The sequence below is a fragment of the Streptomyces sp. NBC_00435 genome, assembly GCF_036014235.1.
Taxonomy (GTDB): Bacteria; Actinomycetota; Actinomycetes; order Streptomycetales; family Streptomycetaceae; genus Streptomyces.
Genome location: NZ_CP107924.1, coordinates 6,249,422 through 6,274,621, shown reverse-complemented (window position 1 = coordinate 6,274,621; position 25,200 = coordinate 6,249,422). Strand labels below are relative to the sequence as shown.

Sequence of the window (25,200 nt, the reverse complement as noted above, 5' to 3'; positions counted from 1 at the left end):
ACAACACGTCAGCGATGGTCCGTTCAGAGGGTAGGCGATGCAAGTGACGAACAACTCCGTGACCGAACCGGTGGATTCGGTGTTCACCTGGTTCCGCGAGATGCACGACCAGAAACCGATCCACCACGACGCCGAGTACGGCTGGCAGCTGTTCGACCACGCCGACATCACGCGGGTCCTCACCGACCCGAAGACGTTCTCCTCGGACACGGTGCGGCTGTACAACGAACCGCAGCCCGATTTCGACCTGTTCCTCATGGGCAACCTGGTGACGAGCGACCAGCCGCACCACCGGAAGCTGCGCCAGGTCATCAACCGCGTGTTCACCCCGCGCGCCGTGAACGGTCTGGCCGACCGGATCGCGCGCATCACCGACTCCCTGCTCGACGACGTGGCCGGGTCGGACACCTTCGACCTGATGAGCACGGTGGCCTACCCGCTGCCGATGATCGTGATCGCCGAGATGCTCGGCCTGCCGCCCGAGGACGTGCCGCTGTACAAGAGCTGGGGCGAAGCCCTCGGCGCGCTCGACGCGGCGACCCCGTCACCGGAGGTGATGGAGAGCGAAATCGCTCCCGCCATCCAGGAGATGAACGCGTACATCCTCAAGCACGTGGCGATGCGCCGGGAGAACCCGGTCGACGACGTGATCAGCGGGCTGGCCAGTTCCACCATCGACGGCGAGCCGCTGCGCGACGGCGACCTGATCGGCCTGATCGGACTCACCATGTTCGCCGGGCACGCCGCCTCCATGGCCATGGTCGGCAACGCCATCCTCACCTTCGACCGGCACCCCGAGGTGTTCGCCGCCGTGCGGGCGGACCGCGATCTCCTGCCCGGTGCCATCGAGGAACTGATGCGCCTGTACCCGCCGTTCTCCAGGATGGCGCGCGTCACCACCGTCGAGACCGAGATCGGCGGCCACCGGATCGGCAAGGACGAGCTGGTGACGCTGTGGGTCGGCGCGGCCAACCGGGACCCGCAACGCTTCCCCGACCCCGACCGCTTCGACATCCACCGCGACACCGGCGGACACCTGGCCTTCGGCCAGGGCATCCACTTCTGCCTCGGTGCTCCGCTGGCCCGGCTCGAGGTCAAGATCGCGCTCAACGCACTGTTCGACCGGTACGAGAAGATCACCGTGGACTACGCGGGCGGGGTGGAGTTCGAAGACCCGATGCAGATCATCTGCCCCAGCCGGCTGCCGATACGGGTGTCCGGCTGAGCCGGCCACCATGAACAGGGGGAACCTCCGATGAACAACGCCCTACCGAATTCAGGTCCAGGCCTCCGCCCTGCCCGGCCCGCCCCGACGGCGGGTGACTGGCTGCGCCGGTTCCACCCGCGTCCGGGCACGCGCCTGGTGTGCTTCCCGCACGCCGGCGGCGCGGCCAGTTTCTTCTTCCCCCTGTCGCAGCGCCTCTCCGGCGCCGACGTGCTGGCCGTGCAGTACCCCGGCCGGCAGGACCGGCGCGGCGAGGCCCTGATCACCGACATCGGCGAACTCGCGGACCACGTCGTCGCGGTCCTGCGGACGCAGGACGCGCCGGCCCCCGTCCTCTTCGGCCACAGCATGGGCGCGGTCGTGGCCTTCGAGGTCGCGCGCCGGCTCGACCGGGCCGGTACGCCGCCGCGGGCACTGATCGCCTCCGGCAGCCGCGCGCCCTCGATCCCGCGGACGGAGGGTGTCCACCTGCGGGACGACGAGGGCATCCTGGCGGCGATCAGGCAGCTCAACGGGACCGACGCGGCACTCCTGGGCAACGAGGAGCTGACCCGGATGATCCTCCCCGCGGTACGCGGCGACTACCGGGCCGTCGAGAGCTACCGGTACGAGCCGGGCCCGCCGCTGTCCTGCCCGGTCGTCTCGTTCATCGGGGACGCGGACCCCATGGTCTCGATCGCCGAGGCGGATGCCTGGCGCGACCACACCGGCGCCGGCTTCGACCTGCACACGTTCCCCGGGGGCCACTTCTACCTGGCCGCCCAGCAGGACGCCGTGCTCGAAGCCCTCTCCGGAACGCTCGCGGCGCTCCGATGACGTACGGGACCGACGGCGGCACCCCGCCCCCGGCCGTGCGGCACTCCGGCGCGGCGGGCGGCGGCAGGCTGATGGCGATCAGCGACCTGCACATCAGGTACGCGGAGAACCGGGAGATCGTCGAGCGGCTCAGGCCCGGGTCCGACGCGGACTGGCTGCTGATCGCCGGTGACATCGGGGAGTTCGCGGCCGATGTCGAATGGGCGCTGCGCGTGCTGAGCGAACGCTTCGCGCAGGTGGTCTGGGCGCCGGGCAACCACGAGCTGTGGACACCGCCCGAGGACCCGGTCCAGCTGCGCGGCGTACGGCGCTACGAGCACCTCGTGGAGATCTGCCGGGGCCTGGGCGTCCTCACGCCCGAGGACCCCTTCCCGGTCTGGGAGGGGCCGGGCGGCCCGTGCGTGATCGCGCCGCTCTTCGTCCTCTACGACTACTCGTTCCGGCCCGCCGGCGCGTACGACAAGGAAGCGGCCCTGGCGCTCGCGGAGAAGGCGGGCGTGGTCTGCACGGACGAGTACTTCCTGCACCCGGACCCCTATCCGACGCGGGACGACTGGTGCCGCGCCCGGCTGGCCTTCACCGAGGCCAGGCTCGCCGCCGTCCCCGCCGAACTGCCGACGGTGCTCGTGAACCACTTCCCGCTGGTGCGCGAGCCCACGCGAGTCCTGCGCCATCCGGAGTTCGCGCTGTGGTGCGGCACGGAGGCGACCGCGGACTGGCCGACCCGGTTCCGGGCCGCATCCGTGGTCTACGGGCACCTCCACATCCCGCGCCTGCTCTCCTGGGAGGGCGTACCGCACCAGGAGGTGTCCCTCGGCTATCCGCGGGAGTGGCGCCGGCGCGCCGCGCCGCCCGGCCGGCCCGTGCAGATCCTGCCACCCGTGCACCAGCGACCGGAGCGACAACCCGCCCCGGTGAGCGGCGAGGACAGGGGCGAGGGGGCGGGGCGCGCGTGATCAGGGAACTGCTGCCCCGCCGGGCCGAGGTGGTGGAGACGTTCGGCGACGCCCCGCTCTCCTCCCTCTTCCCCGAGGAGGCCGCGGTCGTGGCGGGCGCGGTGGACGTCAGGCGTCGGGAGTTCGCCACCGCCAGGGCCTGCGCCCGGGCGGCGCTCGGCCTGCTGGGCGTACCGCCCGCCCCGCTGCTGCCGGGCCCGCACGGTGCCCCGCGGTGGCCGGACGGGATCGTCGGCTCGATGACGCACTGCACCGGCTACCGGGCGGCCGCGGTGGCCCGCTCGTCCGATCTGGTGAGCATCGGACTGGACGCCGAACCCAACGAGCCGCTGCCCAGCGAAGGCGTACTGGGCTACGTGGCGCTGCCCGCCGAGCGCGAGCGGCTGGCCCGCCTGGGCGTCGACCGCCCGGAGATCTGCTGGGACCGCCTCGTCTTCAGCGCCAAGGAGAGCGTCTACAAGGCCTGGTTCCCTCTGACGCACACCTTCCTGGACTTCCTGGAGTGCGAGATCACCGTACGCCCGGACACGGGCACGTTCGGCGCCCGCCTCCTCGTCCCGGGACCGGTCGTCGCCGGAACCAGGCTTCCCGGCTTCGAGGGAACCTGGCGCGTCACCAACGGCCTCGTCCTCACCGCCGTGGCACTTGGCGCGCCCTGAGAACCCGGCACGCCCCCGGACGGGCCCGGCGCGGGGCGACCGCCCGCCCGGCACCCCGCCCCGCGGAGGACGGGGACGACGGCCCGTACGTTGACCGCATGGCGAATATTCGCTTAGCCTTACCTAAGTTGGACCGGGCTGATCAATGCACCCGCGTCCCGACTCGTGCACACACAGGTTGCCGCCAGGGGGAGTTGCCGCTGTGGGACAGGACCCGGGCGGACTCCGGAAGCGGGCCCCCTCCTGCGGGCCGGCCGGGAAGACGCCGGTCCGTGATCACGCTCCGCGGCAACGGATGGACCGCCCGTGCTGTGTTCGAGGCTGACCAACGCGAACATCCTCACCATGGATCCGGACCACCCGGTCGCCCGTGACCTGGGCATCTGGCGGGGCCGGATCGTGGGCCTGGACGAAGCCGTGACCTCGCTCCCGGCCCGCGAGGTCATCGACCTGCAGGGCGCCACCGTGCTGCCCGGGTTCATCGACAGCCATGTCCACCTGGCCTGGACCGGGCTGAAGCGGAGCACCCCGAGCGTCGCCCCGTGCGAGCGGGTCGAGGACGTGCTGGCGGTCGTGGCGCGAGCGGTCTCCCGCAACGGCGCGACCGGCTCCTGGGTCGACGTGATGGGCTACGACCAGCGGGCCCTGGGCCGCCATCTGACCGCCGCCGAACTGGACACGGTCAGCCACGGGCGCAAGGTGTTCCTGATGCACGACTCGGGCCACGGATGCGTCGTCAACAGCGAGGTCCTGGATCTCCTGCCCGCCGGTGTCCCGCACCAGGACGGCTTCCTGGCCGAGGGCGCCATGGCCGCCGCGCGCCGGCTCCGGCTGCCGTACGGGCAGGCCGAACTCGCCGACGCCGTCGAGCGGGCGGCCCGGATCTGTCTCACCGAGGGTGTCACCGCCGTCGCCGAGGCCGGCATCGGTGGCGGCCTGCTCGGCCACAGCCCGGTGGAACTCGGCGCCTACCAACTGCTGCGGGACCAGGGAAGACTGCCCCTGCGGGTCCAGCTCATGGCGGCCGGCGACACGCTGCGCCCGCTCGGCGCACACCCCGAGGACGGCATCCCCCGCGCCCTGGACCTGGGCATGCGCACGGGGTTCGGGGACGACTGGCTGTCGCTGGGCGCGCTCAAGATCTACACCGACGGCGGCATGATGGCCCGCACCGCCGCGCTCACCGCCCCGTACGCGGGCACGGACAACACCGGCCAGCTCCAGGACGACCCCGAGCGCCTCACCCGGCTCATCGTGGACGGCCACCTCGCCGGCTGGCAGCTCGCCGTCCACGCCATCGGCGACCGCGCCGCCGACCTCGCGCTCGACGCGCTGGAACGAGCGCAGCGGCTGAGGCCCCGGCCGGACGCGCGGCACCGGATCGAGCACGCCGGGCTGATCCGCCCCGACCAGCTCCCGCGCTTCGCGCGCCTGGGTGTCAGCGCGGTCGTCCAGCCGGCCTTCCTCCACTCCTTCGGGGACGACTACGCGGACGTGATGGGCGCGCGGCGGTCGGCGTGGATGTACCGGGGCCGGGGCTTCCTGGACCACGGAGTCACGCTCGTGGGCAGCTCGGACCGCCCCGTCACCGACGGGGCGCCCCTGAGGGCGGTCCAGTTCATGGTCGAGCGTGCCTCCGCCTCCGGACGGCCGATCGGGCCGGGCGAGGCGATCACCGTCGAGGAGGCACTGCGTGCCTACACGGTCGCCGGCGCGTACGCCTGCCGGTGGGACGCCAGCGCCGGCAGCCTCGCTCCCGGAAAGCGCGCCGACATGGTCGTGCTGGGAGACGACCCGCGACACGTCGACCCCTCCCGGATCGCCGGCATCGAGGTCGTGGCGACATTCGTAGACGGACACGAAATGACGGACGAAGGAAAGCTGTGAGCAATCAGATGCAGGTCATGGAACAGTTCTCCCCCCTGTGGGAGGCGCCCGCCGCCCCGCCGCGCTGGGTGATCTGGCACGCGGGCGCGGACGAGTCCTTCGTCTTCGACCGGGAGTTCAACATTCCCATCGACGTGGACGACGCGGTCCTCGGTGAGGTCCTGTTCCGGATGCGCGAGGCGGGGGCGCCGGAGAGCGATTCCTACCCCGGTCGGGCCTGCGGGTAGCGGACGCCCCGGGCCGCCGGCGTGGCCGGGGCCACGCCCTGGGCGGCCCGCGCCATCCGCACGAGCCGGCTTGGCTCAACCAGTCAGGTAAGGCTACCCTTACCTCGACCGTTCCGCCGAGGGCCTCCCAGTGATCCAGCGTCCTGGACCCCTTCCGGGAGACCCCCGCATCCGCGCACGGCGGAACCGAGGAAGGAACACCTTGACCACGGCCACGCTGCCCCCTGCCGCCGCGCATGCCATGCTGTCGCCCCGCGCCCCCGCCACCCGGTGGCACGACGGCCCCGAGTTCTCGGTGCGGCCCGCGTTCCGGGACGAAGGCCCCGCGCTCGCCGCCCTCTCCCGACCGTTCGTCCGTGCGGGGGCGCTCCGTGAGCGCCCGCTCCCCCTCTACCTCGCACAGGCATCCGACTTCCTCGTCGCGCAGGCGCCCGACGGAACCCTCGAAGGCTGTGTCGGGCTGCGTGAACACCCCGCCGCCGGCGTGCTGTACAACTTCTGCGTCGCGGCCCATCGGCAGGGCACGGGCATGGGTGCCCGGCTGCTGCACGCGGCCTTCGCGAGGGCGCGCAGCCGCTCGCTGGCGACGCTGTTCACGGCCACCACCGGCAGCGGCCGCCTCTTTCTCCGCCACGGCTTCGTCCCGGCCTGCCCGGGCCTGGCGCCGGCCGCCTGGGCGCAGTCCCTGGACCCCGGCCGCAACGCGCGCGTTCTGTCCCGCGCCCTGTAGACGGCGAGAGGGGCGGGCCCCTGACGGGCCCGCCCCTGCTCGTACGGCCCCTGTGGCACAGCCGGCATCAGGCGCTGGTGCCCGGCGCTCCGCCGTCGCCGTACGAGGCGTCGAGGACCGCGGGCATCGCCGCCAGCAGGGCGTCGGCCTGCTCCTGCGGCAGCGTCAGGGCGGGAACCAGCCGCACGACGCCCGGACCCGCGGCGTTCACGAGGAACCCGGCGTCCTGCGCGGCCCGCTGGACCCGCGCGGCGACCGGCTCGGCGAGGACGATGCCCAGGAGCAGACCGGCGCCCCGCACCTCTCGGACCAACGGGTGCTCCAGGGCGCCGATGCCGGCCCTCAACCGCTCGCCCACCCGCGTGACATGGCCGAGCAGCCCCTCCTTCTCGATGGTCTCCAGGACGGCGAGCCCGGCCGCACACGCGACCGGGTTTCCGCCGAACGTGGATCCGTGCTGACCAGGGGTCAGCAGGTCGGCGGCGGCGCTGAAGGCGACGGTGGCACCGATCGGCAGACCGCCGCCCAGCCCCTTGGCCAGCGTGATCACGTCCGGCTCCACTCCCCGCTCCGCCTGGTGCGCGAACCAGTGTCCGGTGCGGCCGATCCCGGTCTGCACCTCGTCCAGGACGAGCAGGCTGCCCGCGGCCCGGGTGATCTCGCGGGCGGCCCGCAGGTAACCCCCGGGCGCCGGGAGGACCCCGGCCTCGCCCTGCACCGGTTCGAGGACGACCGCCGCCGTGCGCTCCGTGACGGCCGCGCGGAGCGCCGCCGTATCGCCGTAGGGGACGTGCGTGACCTCCGGGGCCAGTGGCAGGAAGGGCTCACGTTTGGAGGGCTGGCCGGTGAGGGCCAGTGCCCCCATGGTGCGCCCGTGGAACCCGCCCTCCGTCGCGACCAGGTGCGGACGTCCGGTCCGGCGGGCGATCTTGAAGGCGGCCTCGACCGCCTCGGTGCCCGAGTTGGCGAAGAACACCCGGCCCGGCCTGCCCAGCAGGGCCAGCAGCCGTTCCGCCAGCTCGACGGGCGGCTGCGAGACGAACAGGTTCGACACGTGGCCGAGCCTGGCGACCTGTTCCTGGACGGCCGAGACCAGGGCCGGGTGGGCGTGCCCGAGGGCGTTGACGGCGATCCCTCCGGTGAAGTCCGTGTACGGGCGGCCGTCCTCGTCCCACACGGTGCTGCCCTCACCCCTGACCAGGGCCAGCGGGGGCGTGCCGTAGGTGTCCATCATCACCGCGCGCCAGCGGTCGGCGAGCGGGGTCGTGCTGGCGGCGGTCACGCGCCGACCTCCTTGCCGCCGGGCCCCGCGGGTCCGGCGCCGTCGTCCGGCACCACCGTGGTGCCGGGTCCGTCCTCGGCGAAGACGCCGCGCAGCAGGGCGTGCGGCACCCGGCCGTCGATGACCTGCGCCTTGGCGACGCCGGCCCGTACGGCGCGCAGGCAGCCCTCCATCTTGGGCAGCATTCCGCTCGCGAGCCCCGGTAGCAGCGCGTCGAGTTCACCGGCCGTCAGGCGGTCGATCACCTCGGTGCTCTGCGGCCAGTCCGCGTACAGCCCCTCGACGTCGGTCATCATCACCAGCCGGTCGGCCCCGAGGGCCACGGCCAGTGCCGACGCCGCGAGGTCGGCGTTGACGTTGTAGACCTGACCGTCCTCGCCGCGCGCGACGGGTGAGACCACGGGGATGCGCCCCTGCTCCAGCAGCGCGCCCAACGTCGCGACGTCCACGGCCACGATGTCGCCGACCAGACCGATGTCCACCGGCCTGCCGTCCACCCAGGCCGGCCGCCGCACGGCGGTCATCGTGTGGGCGTCCTCGCCCGACAGCCCGACGGCGAACGGCCCGTGGGCGTTGATGGCACCGACCAGTTCGCGCTGGACCTGGCCGGTGAGCACCATGCGCACCACGTCCATCGTCTCCTGTGTGGTCACCCGCAGTCCGGCCTCGAAGCGCACCTCCAGGCCGAGCCGTTCGAGCAGTGCGCTGATCTGGGGCCCGCCGCCGTGCACGACGACGGGGCGCAGGCCCGCGTGCCACAGCTCGACCACGTCCTGGGCGAACGTCCGGTGCAGGGACGGGTCCACCATGGCGTTGCCGCCGAACTTGACGACGACCGTCCGGCCCTGGAGTTCCTCCAGCCAGGGCAGGTCCTGGGAAGCCTGCACAGGGGCCGTCGTCTTCGTCCGCGTCATCCCGGCCCCGCTCACGAGCTGTAGGCGCTGTTCTCGTGCACGTACGCGGCCGTCAGGTCGTTGGTCCAGACGACGGCGGAGGAGTCGCCGGAACGCAGGTCCACGGTGATGGTGATCCGGCGGTCCGACAGGTCGACCTTGTCCCGGGGCTCGCCCTCGGCGCCGTCCCGGCACACCCAGACGCCGTTGATGGCCACGTCCAGCCGGTCCGCGTCGAAGACGGCCGAGGTCGTGCCGATCGCGGACAGCACCCGGCCCCAGTTCGGGTCCTCGCCGTGCAGTGCGCACTTGAGGAGGTTGTTGCGGGCGACCGAGCGGCCCACCTCGACGGCGTCCGCCTCAGAGGCCGCGCCGACGACCGCCACCTCGATCTCCTTGGAGGCGCCCTCGGCGTCGGCCACCAGCTGGAGCGCCAGGTCCTGGCACACGGCGTGGACGGCCGCGGTGAGCTCCGCAGGCCCGGGCGTGACGCCCGAGGCACCCGAGGCGAGCAGCAGCACGGTGTCGTTGGTGGACATGCAGCCGTCCGAGTCCACCCGGTCGAACGTGGTGCGCACCGCCTCGCGCAGCGCCGTGTCGAGCACTTCGGCGCTCACGTCGGCGTCCGTGGTCAGGACGACCAGCATGGTGGCGAGGCCCGGGGCGAGCATGCCCGCGCCCTTCGCCATCCCCCCCACCGTCCAGCCCGCGCCGGCGGCCACCGCCGTCTTGTGGACCGAGTCCGTCGTCCTGATCGCGACAGCCGCGTCCTCGCCGCCCTCGGACGAGAGCAGGTCCGCGGCGGCGGCGATGCCGGCCGTCACCCGGTCCATCGGCAGTCGGACGCCGATCAGGCCCGTGGAACACACCGCGACTTCGTCCGCGGCCACGTCCACGGCCCGCGCCGTGCGCTCGGCCATCACCTGCGCGTCCTCGCCGCCGCCCGGCCCCGTGCAGGCGTTCGCACCGCCGGAGTTGAGGACGACGGCGGATATCCGCCCGTCCGCGAGCACACGGCGGGACCAGCGTACGGGCGCGGCCTGCACGCGGTTCGAAGTGAAGACACCGGCGGTGGCCCGCGAGGGCCCCCGGTTCACCACCAGGGCCAGGTCCGGGTCACCGGACTCCTTGAGGCCCGCGGTCACTCCGCTGGCAAGGAATCCCAGGGCGGCGGTCACACTCACGGAGCCACTCCATTCATGGGCAGGCCCAGCCGTTCCGGCAGGCCGAGGGCTATGTTCATGCTTTGCACCGCGCCGCCCGCGGTGCCCTTCGTCAGGTTGTCGATGGCGCTCACGCAGATCAGCCTGCGGGCGTCCGGGTCCACGGCGATCTGCACCTGGGCGGTGTTCGTGCCGAGGACGGCGGCGGTGGAGGGCCACTGGCCGGGCGGCAGCAGCCGTACGAACGGCTCGTCGGCGTACGCGGCCTCGAACACGGCACGCACCTCGTCCTCCGCCGGGATCACGGACGTCGCCCCGGCCGGGCGCAGACGGGCCGAACAGGTGGCGAGGATGCCCCGGGGCATGGGCGCCAGGGTCGGGGTGAAGGAGACCGTCACGTGCTCCCCCGCCACGAGGGACAGGTTCTGGGCCACCTCCGGGGTGTGCCGGTGGCCGCCGCCGACTCCGTACGGGCTCATGGAGCCCATCACTTCGGAGCCGAGGAGGTGCGTCTTGAGCGAGCGTCCGGCTCCGGAGGTTCCGCTGGCGGCGACGATCACGGCCTCGGGCTCGACCAGGCGTGCCGCGTACGCGGGGAACAGCGCCAGGGTGACCGCCGTGGGGTAGCAGCCGGGAACCGCGATCCGGGTGGCGCTCTTCAGCCGGTCCCGGGCCCCGGGCAGTTCGGGCAGGCCGTAGGGCCAGGTCCCGGCATGGGCGGAACCGTAGAACCGCTCCCAGGCGGCCGCGTCCCGCAGCCGGAAGTCCGCGCCGCAGTCCACGACCAGGGTTCCGGGCTCCAACTCCGCGGCCAGGGCCGCCGACTGACCGTGGGGCAGTGCGAGGAACACCACGTCGTGGCCGCGCAGGGAAGCCGCGGAGGTGTCCTGGAGGATCCGGCCGGCGAGCTCCGGCAGCTGCGGCTGTACGGATCCCAGTGGACGCCCCGCGCTGGTGTGCGCGGTCACCGCGCCGATCTCCACGCCGGAATGCGAAGCCAGCAGGCGGAGCAGTTCCCCGCCCGCGTAGCCGCTGGCACCGGCTACCGCGACCCGTACGGTCATGTTCTTCTGTTCTCCGTCTGTTCGTTCGAGTGGCACGCCGGATGACGGCCGGACCGTGACCGGCTCCGGTCAGGCGTCGACGGCCGCCGCGAGGGACCGGGGGCGCAGGTCGGCCCAGCTGGACTCGATGAATGCCAGGCACGCGTCGCGGGTGGACTCCGCGAGGACGACCGTCCATCCTCCGGGCACATCGGCGAAGGAAGGCCAGAGGGAGTGCTGCCCCTCCTCGTTCACCAGGACCAGGAAACGGCCGTCGGCATCGTCGAACGGGTTGGTGCTCATGCTTGGGTTCCTCCTGGGCCCCGGGGGGATCGGCAACTGCCGTCGGACGGGGCGTGCGACGCGCAGCCCGGCAGCGAGCGCCGTCCGTGGGGAAGGTCGATCGGGAATGAGGAGAGCCTAACACTTAGGTTAGGCTCGCCTAAGCATAGAGCTTAACGATTCACCTTCCCCCTCACAAGGAGGCACCGATGCGTGCACTCGAACGGGTCCGGGCCGACGACGGCGCGGAGAGCCCCTTCGTCGCGTTCGACCTGCCCGGCACGCCGGGCACCGAGGAGTTCTGGGCGGCCGCGGCTCCGGCGTCCGTGCCGTGCGGCGACGGCGGTTGGGTCACCCTGTTCCTGTGGCGCGGCTGCCCGGCGGTCGTCGAGTTCGAGAGCTGGTCGGAGCCCGTGCCGCTGGCCCGTTGGCAGGACACGGACTGCTGGTACGCCGAAGTCCGCATGCCCGCGCGGCTCCGGGTGACCTACCGGTTCCTCGCGGGTGACGCCTCGTACGCCGATCCGCTCAACCCGGTCGGGGCGGGCGGCGACCGGTCCATCGCCGCCACCCCGGACGCTCCCCCCCAGCCGCACTGGCCGGCCGTCGACACCACCGACGTGCTGCCGCTGCCCCGTACCCGGATCCGCTGGACCAGCGAACGCCTCGGCGGGCGGCGCACCGTGCGGGTCCACCCGGCGGGCGGCGGCGGACCGGTGGTCCTGCTGCTCGACGGGGACGACTGGCTGTACCTGCACCCGGCCATGTCCGCGTTCGACGCGGCCGTCGCCGCCGGCGAGATGCCCCCGGTCACCCTGGTGTTCGTACCGGCCAAGGACCGGCAGGCCGAGTTCGGGTGCCGGCCGGAGCTGTGGGAGGCGGTAAGGGACGAACTGCTGCCGCTGGTGGCGGACTGCGGGGTGCCCGCCGACCTGGACCGCCTGGTGGTCGTCGGACAGAGCCTCGGCGGACTGAGCGCGATGTACGCGGCAACGGAGTTCCCGGACCTGGTGTCCCGCGTCGCCTGCCAGTCGGGGTCGTTCTGGTGGACGCCCGGGACCGAGGACCTGCCGGACCCCCTGGGCGGTCCGGTCGGCGGCACCGTCGCCGCCCGCCTGCGGGAGCGTCCCGCCCCGGCCGGACTGCGGGTCGCCTTCGACCTGGGAGAGCACGAGACGCGCATGCGCCCCCACTGCGAGCTGGTCGAGACCCTGACGGAACGGTCCGGTGCGACCGTACGGATCTCCAGGTCGGCATCGGGACACGACCGCGCCGGCTGGCGCCAGGCCCTGCTCAGGGACGTCGCCTGGGCGCTGGCCTGACAAGCACGGGGGCCCGGGTGCCCGGCGGATCGCCGGGCACCCGGGCCCCCGTGTCACCGCGTCACCGCGTCACCGCGTCACCGCCAGGGAGTACGCCGGGTCGGTGGCCAGCAGTTCGCGATGGGTGCCTTCGGCCGTGACGACCCCGTCGTCCAGCACGAGGACCCGGTCGGCGGCGTCGAGCAGGGCCGGGCTGCTGGTGATGACGACGGTGGTACGGCCCCGGCGCAGTTCCGCGATGTTGCGCGCGACGAGCTGCTCGGTGACCGCGTCCACGGCCGTCGTCGGGTCCCGCAGGACGAGCACATCGGAGTCCGCCGCCAGAGCGCGGGCCAGCGACAGCCGCTGGCGCTGCCCCCCGGAGAGGTTCGAACCGCGGTCGCGGACCTCGTAGTCGAGTCCCTGGCGGTGCAGTGCGACGACGTCGGTCAGCATGGACGCCTCGACGGCCTCGGGCACCGTCCGGCTGGTGCCGGACGGGTCGATGTTCGTACGGAGGGTTCCCGCGAAGATCTCCCCGTCGTACGGGTTCACCAGCATGTGCCCGCGGACCGCCTCGACCGAAAGGTCCGCGAGGTCCTGCCCGCCGAGGCGCACCACTCCCCCGTACGCGGCCGGCGACACGTTCACTGCCAGGATCGACGCCAGCTCGGCCGCCGCCCGCGGCTGGTAGACCGCGATCGCCGTGAACTCGCCCGCCGGGACGTGGAACTTCAGCCCCTGCAGGGACTCGTACCGGACGCAGTCGATCTCCAGGTCCCCGCCGGGGACCGGACTCGCCGTCCCCGGGGCAGCCACCGGCGGCGCGGAGAGCACCAGGGCCATCCGCTCCGCCGAAGCGCGGGCCATCATCACGTACTTCGGCATGTCCGAGAACAGCCTGAGCGGTTCCATGATGAACTGCGCCAGGCCCACGGCCATGACGAGCTCCCCGATGCTGATCTGCCCGTTGAAGGCCAGCCAGCCGGCGGTCAGGGTCACCGAGGCCGCGAGGGTCGCGTTCAGGGCCAGCGCGGTGCCCGTGTAGGCACCGTTCACCCGGGCGACGGTGATCGACTGCTGCTTCGCCTCCGTGCTGACCTTCCGGTAGGACAGGAACGCCGCATGGTTGCCGCCGAAGCCGTGCAGCGGGCGCAGGCCGGTGATCAGGTCGGCGACCTTCGCACCCGCCCGCGCCACGCGGGCCTGCTGCTCCTTGGTGCTGCTGCCGATCCGCTTCGACATCACGCTGAGGGTCGACAGGATGGCGACCGTTCCGACCATCACCAGCAGGCCGAGCCGCAGGTCCGCCACGCTCAGCGCGACCGCCGCGACCAGCACCGCCACCGAGGAGCTGATCAGCATCGGCACGACCTCGACGATGTCGGCGGTCTGGTCCGCGTCCTCGGTGGCGATGGTGAGCACCTCGCCGGACTTGAGGTCGACGTCCCGGGCCACCGGCTGGAGGCCGCAGGCCGCGACCCGGACCCTCCAGTGGTGGGCCTCGGTCGTGTTGGCCTTCTGCAGGATGCGCATCCCGAACCGCCACGACAGCGACACGGTCGTGATGATCACGGCCAGCGCGGCGATCGAGAGGGCGAGCGCCTCCGGGCTCCGTCCGCGCATCGTGTGATCGACGATCAGGCCGAGGGCGATCGGGAAGGCGGTCTCGCCCGCCTGGTAGAGGCCCATGAGGATGGTGCCCCAGACCATGGCGCCGGCGTTGCGGCGTACGGCGGTGCGCAGGATGGAGGATCCCGGACTGCGGGATCCCTGGACGTCAGGAATTGTCATCGAGGTGCCGGGCAATCGCTTCGGGGGTCCGCAGGGTGAGCAGATCACGGATGGTGAGCACGGGGCCGAATTCACGGCGCAGGAGTCCGACCAGGCGTACGGCCAGCATGGAGTGTCCTCCCAGGGACACGAAGTCGCTCACGGCGCTCACCTCGTCGTCGTCCAGGTCCATGGCCTCGGCGAAGAACTCGCAGACCGTGGTCTCGGTCTCGGTCTCCGGGCCGCGCTCACCCGAAGTGGTCAGCGCTCCCAGCGGCTTGGGCTCCGGCAGTGCCTTGGTGTCGGCCTTCCCGTTCACCGTGAGCGGGATGCTGTCGACCTGAGCGTAGTGCGTCGGGCGCAGGAAGTCCGGCAGTCCGGCGCCCACCTCGGCGGCGACCGAGGCCAGGTCGGAGCCGGCCAGTACGAGGTACGCGGCCAGCCGGTAGGCGCCGTCCACCTGCGGGTCGGGCTGGGCGACCGCGGCGGTGAACCGTACCGCCGGGTGCGCGGCGAACGCGGCCTCGACCTCCCCCAACTCGACGCGGTGGCCCCGGATCTTGACCTGCTGGTCGGTGCGGCCGAGGTACATCAGGTTCCCGTCCGGCCGGCGGATCACCAGGTCGCCCGTCCGGTACATGCGCTCGCCGGGCTCGCCGAACGGGGAAGCAACGAACCGGTGCGCGGTCTGTGCCTGCTGGCCGAGGTACCCCCGGGCGATGCCGATGCCCGACACGTAGAGCTCACCGGGAACCCCGTCCGGCAGCGGCCGCAGCCACGGGTCCAGCACGAACACCTCGGTGTTGTCGATCGCCACGCCCACCACCGGGTCCTGGCACTCGAAGGTGCCGACGCCCAAGGTGTTGATGGTGTATTCGGTCGGCCCGTACAGGTTGTAGCCGACCGTCCCCTCGGTCTCGGCGAGTCGCTGCCACAGGGTCGGGGTGACCGCCTCGCCGCCCAGCAGCACCAGCGCGGGACGTCGGTCCGGGTTGTCCAGCAGGCCCTCGGCCGCCAGCTGCTGCGCGTAGGTCGGGGTCACGTTGATCACGTCGATCCCGTGCTCGCGGCAGTACTCGACCAGGGCGGGGGCGTCGCGGCGCAGTTCCTCGTCGCAGATGTGCACCTCGTGGCCGTCGGCGAGCCACAGCAGCTCCTCCCACGACATGTCGAAGGCGAAGGACACGGTGTGCGCGATCCTGAAGACCCGGTTGCCGTGCTCCGCCAGCACCGGTTCGAAGATGCGGCGCTGGTGGTTGATCAGCATGTTGGTGAGACCGGCGTACTCGGTCACGACGCCCTTGGGCTTCCCCGTCGAGCCGGAGGTGTAGATCGTGTACGCGGGGTACCGGAGCCGGTTCGGGTCCTCGGGCGCGAACGTCACGAGCGGCTCGGCCTCGGGAAGGGGCCGGTCCAGTTCGATCAGGTCGCCGGTCAGCCTGGGCGAGACGGCGCTGACGGTGAGGACGACCTCGGGACGGGCGTCCTCGACGATCGTGGCGATCCGCTCGTCCGGGTGGTCCAGCTCCAGCGGTACGTACGCCGCTCCGGTGCGCAGTACGGCGAACAGTGCCACGATCCAGTCCGGCGAACGCGGTATCGCCAGGCCCACGGTCCGCTCCGGGCCGATGCCGCGGCCGGCGAGCACACCCGCCAGCAGGCGGCTGCGGTCCCGGAGTTCACCGAAGGTCATGCTGAGGCCGTTCGCCACGAGCGCGATCCGCTCGGGCGACCGGTCCGCCGCCTGGTCGAAGCGGTCGACCACCGTGTCGGTGCCGATGTCCGTGCGGACGGCGGGCTCGGGCACCGGCCCGAGCGCGGGCAGCGCGCCCACCGGTCCGGTGGACCGGGCCAGGTCCTGGAGCACACGGACGTAGTCGTCGAGGAGGCGGCGGGCGGTGTCGCTGTCGCCGTGGCGGTGTTCCAGCTTGACCGTGAGCCGGTCGCCCGGCGTGACGACCCAGGTGTAGGGGTAGTGGGTGGAGTCGTCCGACTTCACCTCGGTGATGCCGTGGCGGGCGTTCATCTCGGCGAGCGCGTCCATGTCCAGGAAGTTCTGGAGCACGAACAGGTTGTCGAACAGGGTGTCGTGGCCACTGGCCCGCTGGATCTCACCGAGTCCCAGGTGCTCGTGCTCCATCGCGTCGACCCGGGCCGCCTGTACGGCCGACAGGTACTCCCCGACCGTGTCGTCGGGCCGGGCCCGCGTCCACATGGGCACGGTGTTGAGCAGCACGCCGACGATGTCGGACAGGCCCTCGCCCTCGCGGCCGGAGACGGTCACGCCGAACACCGCGTCGCTGCGGCCGGTGTGGGTGCCGAGGAGCAGGCCGAAGGCGCCCGTGAGGACCGAGTTGAGGGTGACTCCGTGTGCCCTGGCCGTCTCCCGGAGCAGGTCCGACTGTTCGGCGGTGAGTGTGTGCAGGAGCGCGGGCGGCAGGTCGTCCGAGAGGGACGGCGCCGGTCCCGCGAGCAGCGTCGGGCCCAAGAGCCCGGCCAGGTGCTCGGCCCAGAACCGCTCGGAGACGGCCTGGTCCTTGGCGGCGAGCGTCCGGGCGTAGTCCTCGAAGCCCGGCACGGCCGGGGTCGCGTCCGGCTTCTCGCCGGCGAGCACGGCCCGGTAGGCCTCGAACAGGTCCCGCAGGACGATGGCGCGGGACCAGCCGTCCCACAGCAGCAAGTGGTAGCTGAGGAGCAGCCCGTCACGGCCGTCGGGCAGCCGGATCACGGTCAGCCGGATCAGCGGCGCTTCGGCCGGGTCGAAGCCGTTGTTGCGGTCCCGGACGCGCAGGGCTTCGACTTCCTCGTCGCTCGACAGCTCGACGGTGTGGACGCCGACCCGCCGGCCCGCCTTGAGGACCTGGACCGGGTTGCCTTCGTCGTCGGTGGTGAAGCCGGCGCCGACGACCGGGTGCCGGACCATCACGCAGGCCATGGCCTCGGCCAGTGCGTCGGTGTCGAGGCGCCGGTCGAGGGCGAAGTAGCTCTGCGCGACGTAGTGTCCGGCCGATCCCGCCAGCTGGGCCTGGAAGAACAGGCCCCGCTGGAGTGCGGTGACCGGCGCCGTGCGTTCGGCCGTGGCGGAGGCCTCGGCGAGGGATTCCAGGGCGTGCAGCCAGTGCGCGCCGATCTCGTCGGGGACCTCCTCGGCGAGGGTGAAGGTCGCGTGCAGGCTGCCGGTGGCCGCGTCGGTCCAGGCGTTGACCTCGACGGCGTACGGGCTGCCCTGGTCGCCGCCGGTGATGTGCAGCGCCCGGGACTCGCTGCCGCGGCCGAGGTAGTTGAACAGCACCTGCGGACGGGCGGTCAGCAGCGGGGCCGTCTGCGGGTTGAGGTAGCGGAGCCGGCCGTAGGCGATGTGCCCGGCTTCGTCGGGCTGCCGCTCGGCGAGCTCGCGGGCCGCCGCGACCGGATCGGTGTGCGCGGTGAGCCGGACGGGCGCGATGGCGGTGAACCAGCCGACCGTACGGGTGTAGTCGTGGTGCTCCAGCACCTCCACCCGGCCGTGCCGCTCCAGCTCGATCGCGAGATCGGTGGGCGACGGCTGGATCCTGGTCAGGGCGGTGCGCAGGGCGCCGCACAGCAGCTCGGTGAGCGCGACGCCCAGTGCGGCGGGGGCGGTGCGCGTCACCTGGTCGCTGACGTCGGGACCGAGCACCACGGTGGTGTCGCGCAGCGCGCCGACCGCGGGCAGCAGCGGGGGCGCCTGGAGGGTGGTGATCCAGTGTCCCAGGTCGTCGGCGCCGGCGGCGGACCGCAGGGTCAGCGCCTCGGCGTACTCGGCGTAGGACGTGGTGGCCGGTGCGAGGGTCTCCCCGCGCAGGGCGGCGGCCAGGTCGTCGAGCAGGATCAGCCAGGAGACGGAGTCGACCGCGATGTGGTGGACGGTGATCACCAGGGTGCCGGTGGCCGCGAGCCAGGTGAACGCGGTGACGTCCCCGGTCCCGGGGTCGAGCCGGCCGGCGGCCTCGTTGGCCGCCGCCGTGGCGTCGGCCGTGTCCGCGCGGACGACGGTGGCCACGCGGCCGGGTTCGGTGCGCAGGGTCCACACCCCGTGCTCGGCGTGCAGTCGCATCCGCAGGGCCGGGTGGGCGGCCAGTACGGCGTTCGCGGCGCGCTCGATCTCGGCGAACTCGGTGCCTTCGGCCACGTCCACCGTCCTGGCCTGGGCGAACCTGGCGAGGGAACCGCCCAGTTCCCGCTGGCGCAGGATGATCGGAGTGGGCGCCACCGGGCCGTCCTCGCGGCGCGCGGGGGTGGGCGTCGCAGCGGATGCCCGGTCCCGCGGGGCACGCTCGGCGAGGAGCTCGGCGAGTGCCCGCGGTGTCTTCAGCAGGAACACGTCGCGGGGTGCGATCGGCAGGCCGAGCGCCCTGGCCCGGTTGACCACGGTGATGGCGACGATGCTGTCGCCGCCCGCCCCGAAGAAGTCGGTGCCGGCGTCGGCGGCCGGGTGGGACAGCGTGTCGGCGAAGATGCCCACCAGTGAGGCCAGTACGGAATCGGGCACGGAACCGGTGGCGGCCACCGGGGTGTCGTCCTGCGCCGCCCGCTCGATCAGGGCCTTGCGGTCCAGCTTGCCGTTGACGGTCAGCGGCAGGGAGTCCACGGGCAGGACGCGCCCCGGCACCATGTGCACGGGCAGCTTCGCGGCGAGGAGTGAGGAGAGGTCTCCGGGCACCCGGCCCACGACGTGCGCGACCAGGTGGTCGCCGCTGCCGGCCACGGTCACGGCGACGTCGATCACGCCGTCGAGGTCCCGCAGCGCGGACTCGACCTCGCCGAGCTCGATGCGGAAGCCCTTGAGCTGTACCTGGTCGTCGGCGCGGCCGGTGAACTCCAGCTCACCGTCGAGGTTTCGGACGGCGAGGTCGCCCGTGTGGTACATGCGGGAGCCGTCGTTCGCGAACGGGTTCGCCACGAACCGGCTCGCGGTGAGGTCCGGCCGGCCCAGGTACCCGAGGGAAACCTGGTCGCCGGCCACGTAGATGGCGCCCACCACGCCCGGCCGCACCGGCCGGAGCCGGTCGTCGAGCAGGTAGGTGGTCAGACCCGGGATGGGGCCGCCGATGGGGCTCACGTCGTCGCCGAAGGTGAAGTCCTCGGCGGTCAGCACCCGGTGGGTGACGTGGACCGTGGTCTCGGTGATCCCGTACATGTTGACGAGCTCGGGCGAGGCGGCGCCGTGCCGCTCGACCCATCCGCGCAGCCGTCCGAGATCCAGTGCCTCGCCGCCGAAGATGACCCGGCGCAGGGCGGTGAGGGGCTCACCGGCGTGCCGTTCGGCCTCGACGAACTGGTAGAAGGCCGAGGGCGTCTGGTTCAGCACGGTCACTCCGCGCTCACGGACCAGGCGGTGGAAGTCGACCGGGGAACGGGTCAGCCCGTAGTCGGGAACGAGCAGCTCGCCGCCGTGCGCCAGGGCGCCCCACAGCTCCCAGACCGCGAAGTCGAAGGAGTAGGAGTGGAACTGCACCCAGACGTCGTCCGGGCCGAAGTCCATGTCGGGCCGGGTGTTGGCGAGCAGCGCCACCACGCTGGAGTGCGGGACGACGACGCCCTTGGGCCTGCCGGTGGAGCCGGAGGTGTAGATCACGTAGGCCGGGTCGTGCCAGTCGGGCCGGTCGGTCACGGTCCGCGCGGCGTCCTGCTCGGCGTCCTGCTCGGCGTCCTGCGGCAGCTCGTCCCCCTGTACGAGGACGCGGGCGGTGACGCCGGCCCGCTCCAGCAGCTCCGTGAAGCGTTCGCGCTGGCCAGGGTCCACGAGGACGACCTGTGGTGCGGCGTCCGCGAGGACGTACTCCAGCCGGCCGTCCGGGTAGGCCATGTCGAGCGGTACGTACGCGCCGCCCGCGCTGACGATCGCGACCAGGGCGACGACCTGCTCGATGGTGCGCGGGACGGCCACGGCCACGCGGCGGCCCGGCCGGACCCCGGCCGCACGCAGGGTGGCGGCGAGTTCGTCCTTCGCGGCGGCGAGTTCCCCGTAGGTCAGGGACCGGGTGGTGCCGTCGAGGGCGCACTGGGTGACGGCGGTCGCCGCCGGGTCCCGGTCCGCCGCGGCGTCGAACAGCTCGCCGAGGGTGGCGGGGGTGATCCGTGCGGGACTCCCGTACTCCCCCGGCACCAGGTCGCCGACCGGGGCGTCCGGCCGGGTGAGCAAGCCGGTGAGGGTGTGCGTGAACCGGCTCAGGATGTCCTGGGCGCTGCTCTCGCGCAGCAGTTCGCCGTCGTAGATCAGGTTGAAGCGCGGGCGCCCGTCGAGGGCCCGCTCCACGACCAGGGTCAGCGGATAGTGGGGTGCCCCCTCGTTGACGAGGTCGGTGACGGCCAGCGTGTCGCCGGTCCGGCGCAGGGCGGCCACGTCGGTCGCCACGTCGAACACGACGAGGGTGTCGAAGAGGGAGCCGACGCCGGCCTGGCGGCCGATCCGTGCCAGGGAGACGTACTGGTGCGGCAGCACCGCGCCCTGGTGTTCGCGCACCGAGGTGAGCAGCTCGCGCGCCGTGGTGGCGTCGGCCCACCGCGCGCGCAGCGGGATGGTGTTGATGAACAGGCCGACCATGTCTCCGATGCCGGGCACGTCGGCGTCGCGGCCGGAGACGGTGGAGCCGAAGACCACGTCTGCGGAGTGCAGGATGCCGCCCAGGGTCACCGCCCAGGCACTGTGCACGGCCACGCTCAGCGGCACGCCGGCCGACCGGGCGGCCGCGTCGATGTCGTCCGCGGGTTCCACCGAGGTGTCGGCGAACCGGTCGGACGGGGTGTGGTCCGTGGCGACCAGCGAGGGACCGGGCAGCTCGGCGAGTTCGGCGCCCCACACCCGGTCGCTCTCGTCGGCGTCGCGTCCGGCGAGCCAGCCGACGTAGTCGGGGAAACCGCTCAGCTGGTACATGCTCCCGGGCGCGTGGTACTCGGCGAGCAGCGTGCGCAGCATCGGGGGCACCGACCAGCCGTCGGCGATGATGTGGTGGACGGTCTGCACCAGGACGTCGCGGCCGGATTCCGGGTCGCGGACCAGCGTGAACCGCATCAGCGGGCCGGTGGCCAGGTCGAATCCGGCGCGGCGGTCGCGCTCGGCGTACTCGTGCAGCTCCTCCTCGGTGATGCCGGGCCGCTCCAGTGCGGTGAAGGGCGCCTCGACGCCGCTTTCCAGTACGGAGACGACACGGCCGTCGGCGAGGGCCGTGAACCGCGCGGCCAGGTTCGGGTACAGGGCGAGCAGCCGGGTGGCCGCGGCCGCGAGGCGGTCGGGGTCGAGCTCGCCTTCCAGCGTCAGGAGCTGCTGTTCGACGTAGCTGCCCGCGGAGTCGTCGTCGAAGACCGAGTGGAAGTACAGGCCTTCCTGCAGCGGGGTCAGGGGCAGGACGGCGCGCAGCGCGGGGCCGTCGAGGGCGTCGACGTCGGCCTGGGTCAGGCGCACCAGCGGGAAGTCACTGGGCGAGTGGCCGCCCTGGTCGAGCGCGGCGAGGGCGGTGAGGGCCTCCTGGAAGTACCCGCCGATCGCTTCGATGTCCTCGTCGGTGAACATCCCCTCGGGCCAGGAGATGGTGGTGACGAGCTCGTACTCGCCGGTGGCGTCCGGTTCGGCGATCGCGTTGAACTCCAGGACGCGCGGCAGGCGCATTCTCGGGTCGCGCTTCTCGCCGAGCTGCCCGGTGGTTCCGGCGAGCTGCCAGTCCCCGGACGCGCCCGCGTCGAAGCGGCCCAGGTAGTTGAAGAGGATCTGCGGTGCCGGGGCCGTGAAGGCGGCGTCGGCCAGGTAGCGCAGGGCGCCGTAGGAGACGCCGTTGCTCGGTACCCGGGCGAGGTCTTCCTTGACCGCCTTGAGTGCGGTGGCGAGGTACTCGGGGGCGGTGAAGTCGCCGGTCGTCCCGGGGTCCACGGTCACCGGGAACAGGGTCGTGAACCAGCCGACGGTCCGCGACAGCTCCGGCTCGATGCCGGCGGCGCCCGCCACGTGACGCCCTTCACGTCCGTGGCCCTCCAGTTCGACGTGCGCGAAGGTCTGGTCCTGGCCGCGGCCGCGGCGCCACCGGGCGAGGGTGACGGCGAGCGCGGTCAGCAGGACGTCGTTGACGCCCGCGTGGAACTTCGCCGGGACCTCGCCCAGCAGCGCGGCGGTGACCTCGGGGCCGACCGTGACGGTCCGCTCCCTCTCCCGCTCGACCGTGTCCGCCTCGGACGGTGCCCGGCGCCCCAGCGGCGCGTCGGGGCCCGGGAGCGGACGCTCGAAGTAGGCGCGGTCCGCGTCGAACTCCGCGCTCCCCAGGAGCTGGGTCCAGCGCCGGAACGACGTTCCCACCGCGGGCAGTTCGATCGGTTCACCCGCGGAGCACTGGCGCCATGCCGTGGCCAGGTCCTCCATCAGGACCCTCCAGGACACTCCGTCGACCACCACGTGGTGGACGACGACGACCAGTTGGCGTTCCTCACGGCGCCAGACGGCCCGCAGCATCACGCCGTTGTCCGGGTCCAGCCCTTCGGTGGCGAGGGCGACGCACTCGTCGAGCGGCCGGTCGCTCTCCTGCCAGCCGGCCGCGGTCCCGCCGGCCTCCGGGATGTCGAAGCTCCAGCGGTCGCCGCGTACGAGGCGGGCGCGCAGCATGTCGTGCCGGGCCACGACGGAGTCGAGGACGGCGCCGAGGGCGTCGGCGGTGAGTGCATCCGGGGAATTCAGTACGACCGCCTGCACGAAGCCGTCGATCGCGTCCGTGGTCCTGCCGAGCCACTGGACGATGGGCGATCCCGTGACGGAACCGGTCGCGACGTCGCCGTGGTCCACTCGGGCCACGTCCTCGCGGCTGGCCACCGCCGCGAGCGCGCCGAGGACGCTGTTGGCGAAGATCTGTCCCGCGGTGACGTAGAGACCCGCTTCGCGCAGCGCGCTCAGCAACGAGATCGCGAGGATGCTGTCACCGCCGAGCTGGAAGAAGTCCTGGTCGACGCCGACCTCCTCCAGCCGCAGTACCGACGCGACGGCCGCGCACACCGCGCGCTCGTTGTCGTTGGAGGGCCGGAGGAACGAGCCGGTGACGATCTCCGGCTCGGGCAGTGCGCGTCGGTCGAGCTTGCCGTTCGGGGTGAGCGGGAACTCGGCCATCACGACGATGTGGGCGGGCACCATGTACTCGACCATGTGCTCGGCGGCCCACGCCTTGACCTGGTCCGCCCGCAGGTCCTCGGCTCCGGCGGCCGGGATCACGTACCCCACGAGGTAGGTGCCGCCGGCGCTGTTCTTCTTCGCGACGACGCAGGTGTGCCGCGCCCCGGGGTGTTCGGCGAGACCGACCTCGACGTCCTCGAGTTCGAGCCGCATGCCGCGGATCTTGATCTGGTTGTCGGCCCGGCCGAGGAAGTCCAGCGACCCGTCCGGGGCGAACCGGGCGAGGTCGCCGGTCCGGTACAGCCGGGAGCCGTCGTCGGCGAAGGGGTTCGCCACGAACCGCGACGCGGTCAGACCGGGTGCGCCCACGTATCCGCGTCCGAGGAGGAAGCCGCCGACGTAGAGCTCGCCGCCGACGCCGACGGGGACCGGGCGCAGCTCGTCGTCGAGGACGTACAGCTGGGTGTTGGGATTGGCCTTGCCGATCGAGGTGGACAGGCGTTCCGCCTCGCCCCGGTAGATGACGTGGGAGACGCCGATGGTCGTCTCGGCCGGTCCGTAGCCGTGGTACATGGGGATGTCGAGCCGGGTGCGGTAGCGCTCGTACAGCTCCGGGGTGAGCACCTCGCCGCCGCACCACACGTGCCTCATGCTGTCGAGCCGGTCGGAGTCCCCGGCGATCTCCAGCAGGACGTCCAGCATCGAGGAGACGAGATAGGTGAAGGTGACACGGTGCTCGGCGATCACGCTCAGCAGGTGGTGCGGGTCGCGTTCGCCGCCGGGCCGCAGGACCACCAGCCGGCCGCCGCACACCAGCGGGAGGAAGATCTCGTTGATGGATATGTCGAAGGACAGCGGCGCCTTGAACAGGGAGGCGTCGTCGTGGCCGAAGCCCAGGATCTCGTTGACCTGCCACAGCAGCCGCTCGCTGATCGCCTCGTGACGGATCATCGCGCCCTTGGGACGGCCGGTCGAACCGGATGTGAAGATCACGTAGGCCAGGGAGTTGCCGGGTGCGGTGACTCCGGTGCCCTCGACGGGATGGGCGGCGTACTGCCAGTCGTCGAGGTCGACGGCGAGGGCGGCCGGCTCGGCGGGGCCGTGCTCGCCGGAGTCGTTGAGCTGCAGCACGACCCGCGCGTCGTCGATGACGACGGCGCGGCGCGCGGCGGGCCACTGCGGGTCGAGCGGCACGAACGCGCCACCGGCCTGCAGCACTCCGAGCAGGCCGATCACCATCTCGGCGGAACGGCCCAGCGAGATGCCGACGACCTGCTCGGCGGTGAGGCCGCGTCCGATCAGGTGGTGGGCCAACTGTGCGGACAGCTCGGCCGCCTGGCGATAGGTCAGGGATCGGCGTTCGTCGATGATGGCGACCGCGTCCGGCCTGAGCCGCGCCTGCTCGCGGAACATCTCCACGATGGTCGGCCGGTCCCGCTCGGCCCCGGTGTCGTTCCACCGGGCCAGGGTCCTGAGCCGCTCCGCCAGGCCGGACGCGCTGATGGTGCCGAGGGGACGGTCCGGGAAGTCCGCCAGGTCCTCGAGCGCGAGCTGTGCCTCGGACTGCGGGACTCCCCCGGGGAGGGTGATGCCGATGCCTTCCGGGGCGGCCTCGCCGACTCCCCAGTCGCTCGGTGCGGCGCCTCCGTTGTCGACCCATCCGAGGACGTCCGCGAACAGCGTGCCGGAGGTCAGGTCGATACCGTCGGGGCTCTCGCCCGTCGCCCAGTACGACAGTCCGATGGCGCAGGCCTCGGCGATGGTCCGGTCGGAGTATCCGCCGGTACGCCGGCGCACGTCGGCCAGGCGCGTAGGAGAGATCAGCACGAGACGAGCGCTCGGTTCCATCATTGAAGA

Annotated in this window: 15 protein-coding genes; 8 read left to right on the top strand and 7 right to left on the bottom strand. The window is 72.6% G+C overall.

Annotated elements, in window-relative coordinates; genetic code table 11:
* Positions 1-37 precede the first annotated feature (37 nt).
* The 7 genes from OG389_RS28585 (at position 38) to OG389_RS28555 (ending at position 6,500) form a co-directional block, all read left to right on the top strand.
* Complete coding sequence (locus tag OG389_RS28585; protein WP_328301301.1) at positions 38-1,225, top strand: cytochrome P450; 1,188 nt, start codon at positions 38-40, stop codon at positions 1,223-1,225.
* 30 nt (positions 1,226-1,255) lie between these two features.
* The gene (locus OG389_RS28580; protein WP_328301300.1) at positions 1,256-2,041 is read left to right on the top strand and encodes a thioesterase II family protein; all 786 of its coding nucleotides are present in this window, start codon (positions 1,256-1,258) and stop codon (positions 2,039-2,041) included.
* On the top strand, positions 2,038-2,997 hold the full coding sequence (locus tag OG389_RS28575) for a metallophosphoesterase family protein (protein ID WP_443059359.1): 960 nt from the start codon (positions 2,038-2,040) through the stop codon (positions 2,995-2,997). The genes OG389_RS28580 and OG389_RS28575 overlap by 4 nt, the downstream gene beginning before the upstream one ends.
* Complete coding sequence (locus OG389_RS28570) at positions 2,994-3,656, top strand: 4'-phosphopantetheinyl transferase family protein (protein WP_328301299.1); 663 nt, start codon at positions 2,994-2,996, stop codon at positions 3,654-3,656. Before OG389_RS28575 ends, OG389_RS28570 begins: the two co-directional genes overlap by 4 nt.
* 306 nt (positions 3,657-3,962) lie before the next feature.
* A complete protein-coding gene (locus tag OG389_RS28565; RefSeq protein WP_328301298.1) occupies positions 3,963-5,543 on the top strand; it encodes an amidohydrolase in 1,581 nt (526 codons plus the stop codon).
* Positions 5,540-5,770, top strand: coding sequence for a hypothetical protein (locus OG389_RS28560; protein ID WP_328301297.1), 231 nt, complete (start codon positions 5,540-5,542; stop codon positions 5,768-5,770). The genes OG389_RS28565 and OG389_RS28560 overlap by 4 nt, the downstream gene beginning before the upstream one ends.
* A gap of 202 nt (positions 5,771-5,972) precedes the next feature.
* Positions 5,973-6,500, top strand: a complete 528-nt coding sequence (locus tag OG389_RS28555; RefSeq protein ID WP_443059358.1) for a GNAT family N-acetyltransferase — start codon at positions 5,973-5,975, stop codon at positions 6,498-6,500.
* 67 nt (positions 6,501-6,567) lie between these two features.
* Here the strand turns inward: OG389_RS28555 and OG389_RS28550 are convergent, their stop codons facing one another.
* The 5 genes from OG389_RS28550 to OG389_RS28530 form a co-directional block, all read right to left on the bottom strand.
* A complete protein-coding gene (locus tag OG389_RS28550; protein WP_443059357.1) occupies positions 6,568-7,782 on the bottom strand; it encodes an acetylornithine transaminase in 1,215 nt (404 codons plus the stop codon).
* Entirely contained in the window at positions 7,779-8,696 is a 918-nt protein-coding gene (gene argB, locus OG389_RS28545) for an acetylglutamate kinase (RefSeq protein ID WP_443059356.1), read from the bottom strand. The genes OG389_RS28550 and argB overlap by 4 nt, the downstream gene beginning before the upstream one ends.
* An 11-nt stretch (positions 8,697-8,707) precedes the next feature.
* Entirely contained in the window at positions 8,708-9,859 is a 1,152-nt protein-coding gene (gene argJ / locus OG389_RS28540) for a bifunctional glutamate N-acetyltransferase/amino-acid acetyltransferase ArgJ (protein WP_328301295.1), read from the bottom strand.
* A complete protein-coding gene (gene argC / locus OG389_RS28535; protein WP_328301294.1) occupies positions 9,856-10,902 on the bottom strand; it encodes an N-acetyl-gamma-glutamyl-phosphate reductase in 1,047 nt (348 codons plus the stop codon). The genes argJ and argC overlap by 4 nt, the downstream gene beginning before the upstream one ends.
* 69 nt (positions 10,903-10,971) lie before the next feature.
* Positions 10,972-11,184, bottom strand: a complete 213-nt coding sequence (locus tag OG389_RS28530) for an MbtH family protein (RefSeq protein ID WP_328301293.1) — start codon at positions 11,182-11,184, stop codon at positions 10,972-10,974.
* Between the two features lie 188 nt (positions 11,185-11,372).
* Here OG389_RS28530 and OG389_RS28525 point away from each other — a divergent pair, with 188 nt between their 5' ends.
* Positions 11,373-12,485 (top strand): alpha/beta fold hydrolase, encoded by a 1,113-nt coding sequence (locus OG389_RS28525; RefSeq protein WP_328301292.1) that lies wholly within the window; start codon positions 11,373-11,375, stop codon positions 12,483-12,485.
* A 69-nt stretch (positions 12,486-12,554) separates the two neighbouring features.
* On the opposite strand, the gene OG389_RS28520 is transcribed toward OG389_RS28525, so the two are convergent.
* Complete coding sequence (locus tag OG389_RS28520) at positions 12,555-14,258, bottom strand: ABC transporter ATP-binding protein (RefSeq protein WP_328301291.1); 1,704 nt, start codon at positions 14,256-14,258, stop codon at positions 12,555-12,557.
* Complete coding sequence (locus OG389_RS28515; protein ID WP_328301290.1) at positions 14,245-25,194, bottom strand: non-ribosomal peptide synthetase; 10,950 nt, start codon at positions 25,192-25,194, stop codon at positions 14,245-14,247. Before OG389_RS28515 ends, OG389_RS28520 begins: the two co-directional genes overlap by 14 nt.
* Between the last annotated feature and the right edge of the window lie 6 nt (positions 25,195-25,200).

Bases quoted from the DNA above. Each gene is read 5' to 3' on its own strand.
- OG389_RS28585 (WP_328301301.1), top strand. From the start codon at position 38: ATGCAAGTGACGAACAACTCCGTGACCGAACCGGTGGATTCGGTGTTC.
- OG389_RS28580 (WP_328301300.1), top strand. From the start codon at position 1,256: ATGAACAACGCCCTACCGAATTCAGGTCCAGGCCTCCGCCCTGCCCGG.
- OG389_RS28575 (WP_443059359.1), top strand. From the start codon at position 2,038: ATGACGTACGGGACCGACGGCGGCACCCCGCCCCCGGCCGTGCGGCAC.
- argB (WP_443059356.1), bottom strand. From the start codon at position 8,696: ATGACGCGGACGAAGACGACGGCCCCTGTGCAGGCTTCCCAGGACCTG.
- argC (WP_328301294.1), bottom strand. From the start codon at position 10,902: ATGACCGTACGGGTCGCGGTAGCCGGTGCCAGCGGCTACGCGGGCGGG.
- OG389_RS28530 (WP_328301293.1), bottom strand. From the start codon at position 11,184: ATGAGCACCAACCCGTTCGACGATGCCGACGGCCGTTTCCTGGTCCTG.
- OG389_RS28525 (WP_328301292.1), top strand. From the start codon at position 11,373: ATGCGTGCACTCGAACGGGTCCGGGCCGACGACGGCGCGGAGAGCCCC.
- OG389_RS28520 (WP_328301291.1), bottom strand. From the start codon at position 14,258: ATGACAATTCCTGACGTCCAGGGATCCCGCAGTCCGGGATCCTCCATC.
- OG389_RS28515 (WP_328301290.1), bottom strand. From the start codon at position 25,194: ATGATGGAACCGAGCGCTCGTCTCGTGCTGATCTCTCCTACGCGCCTG.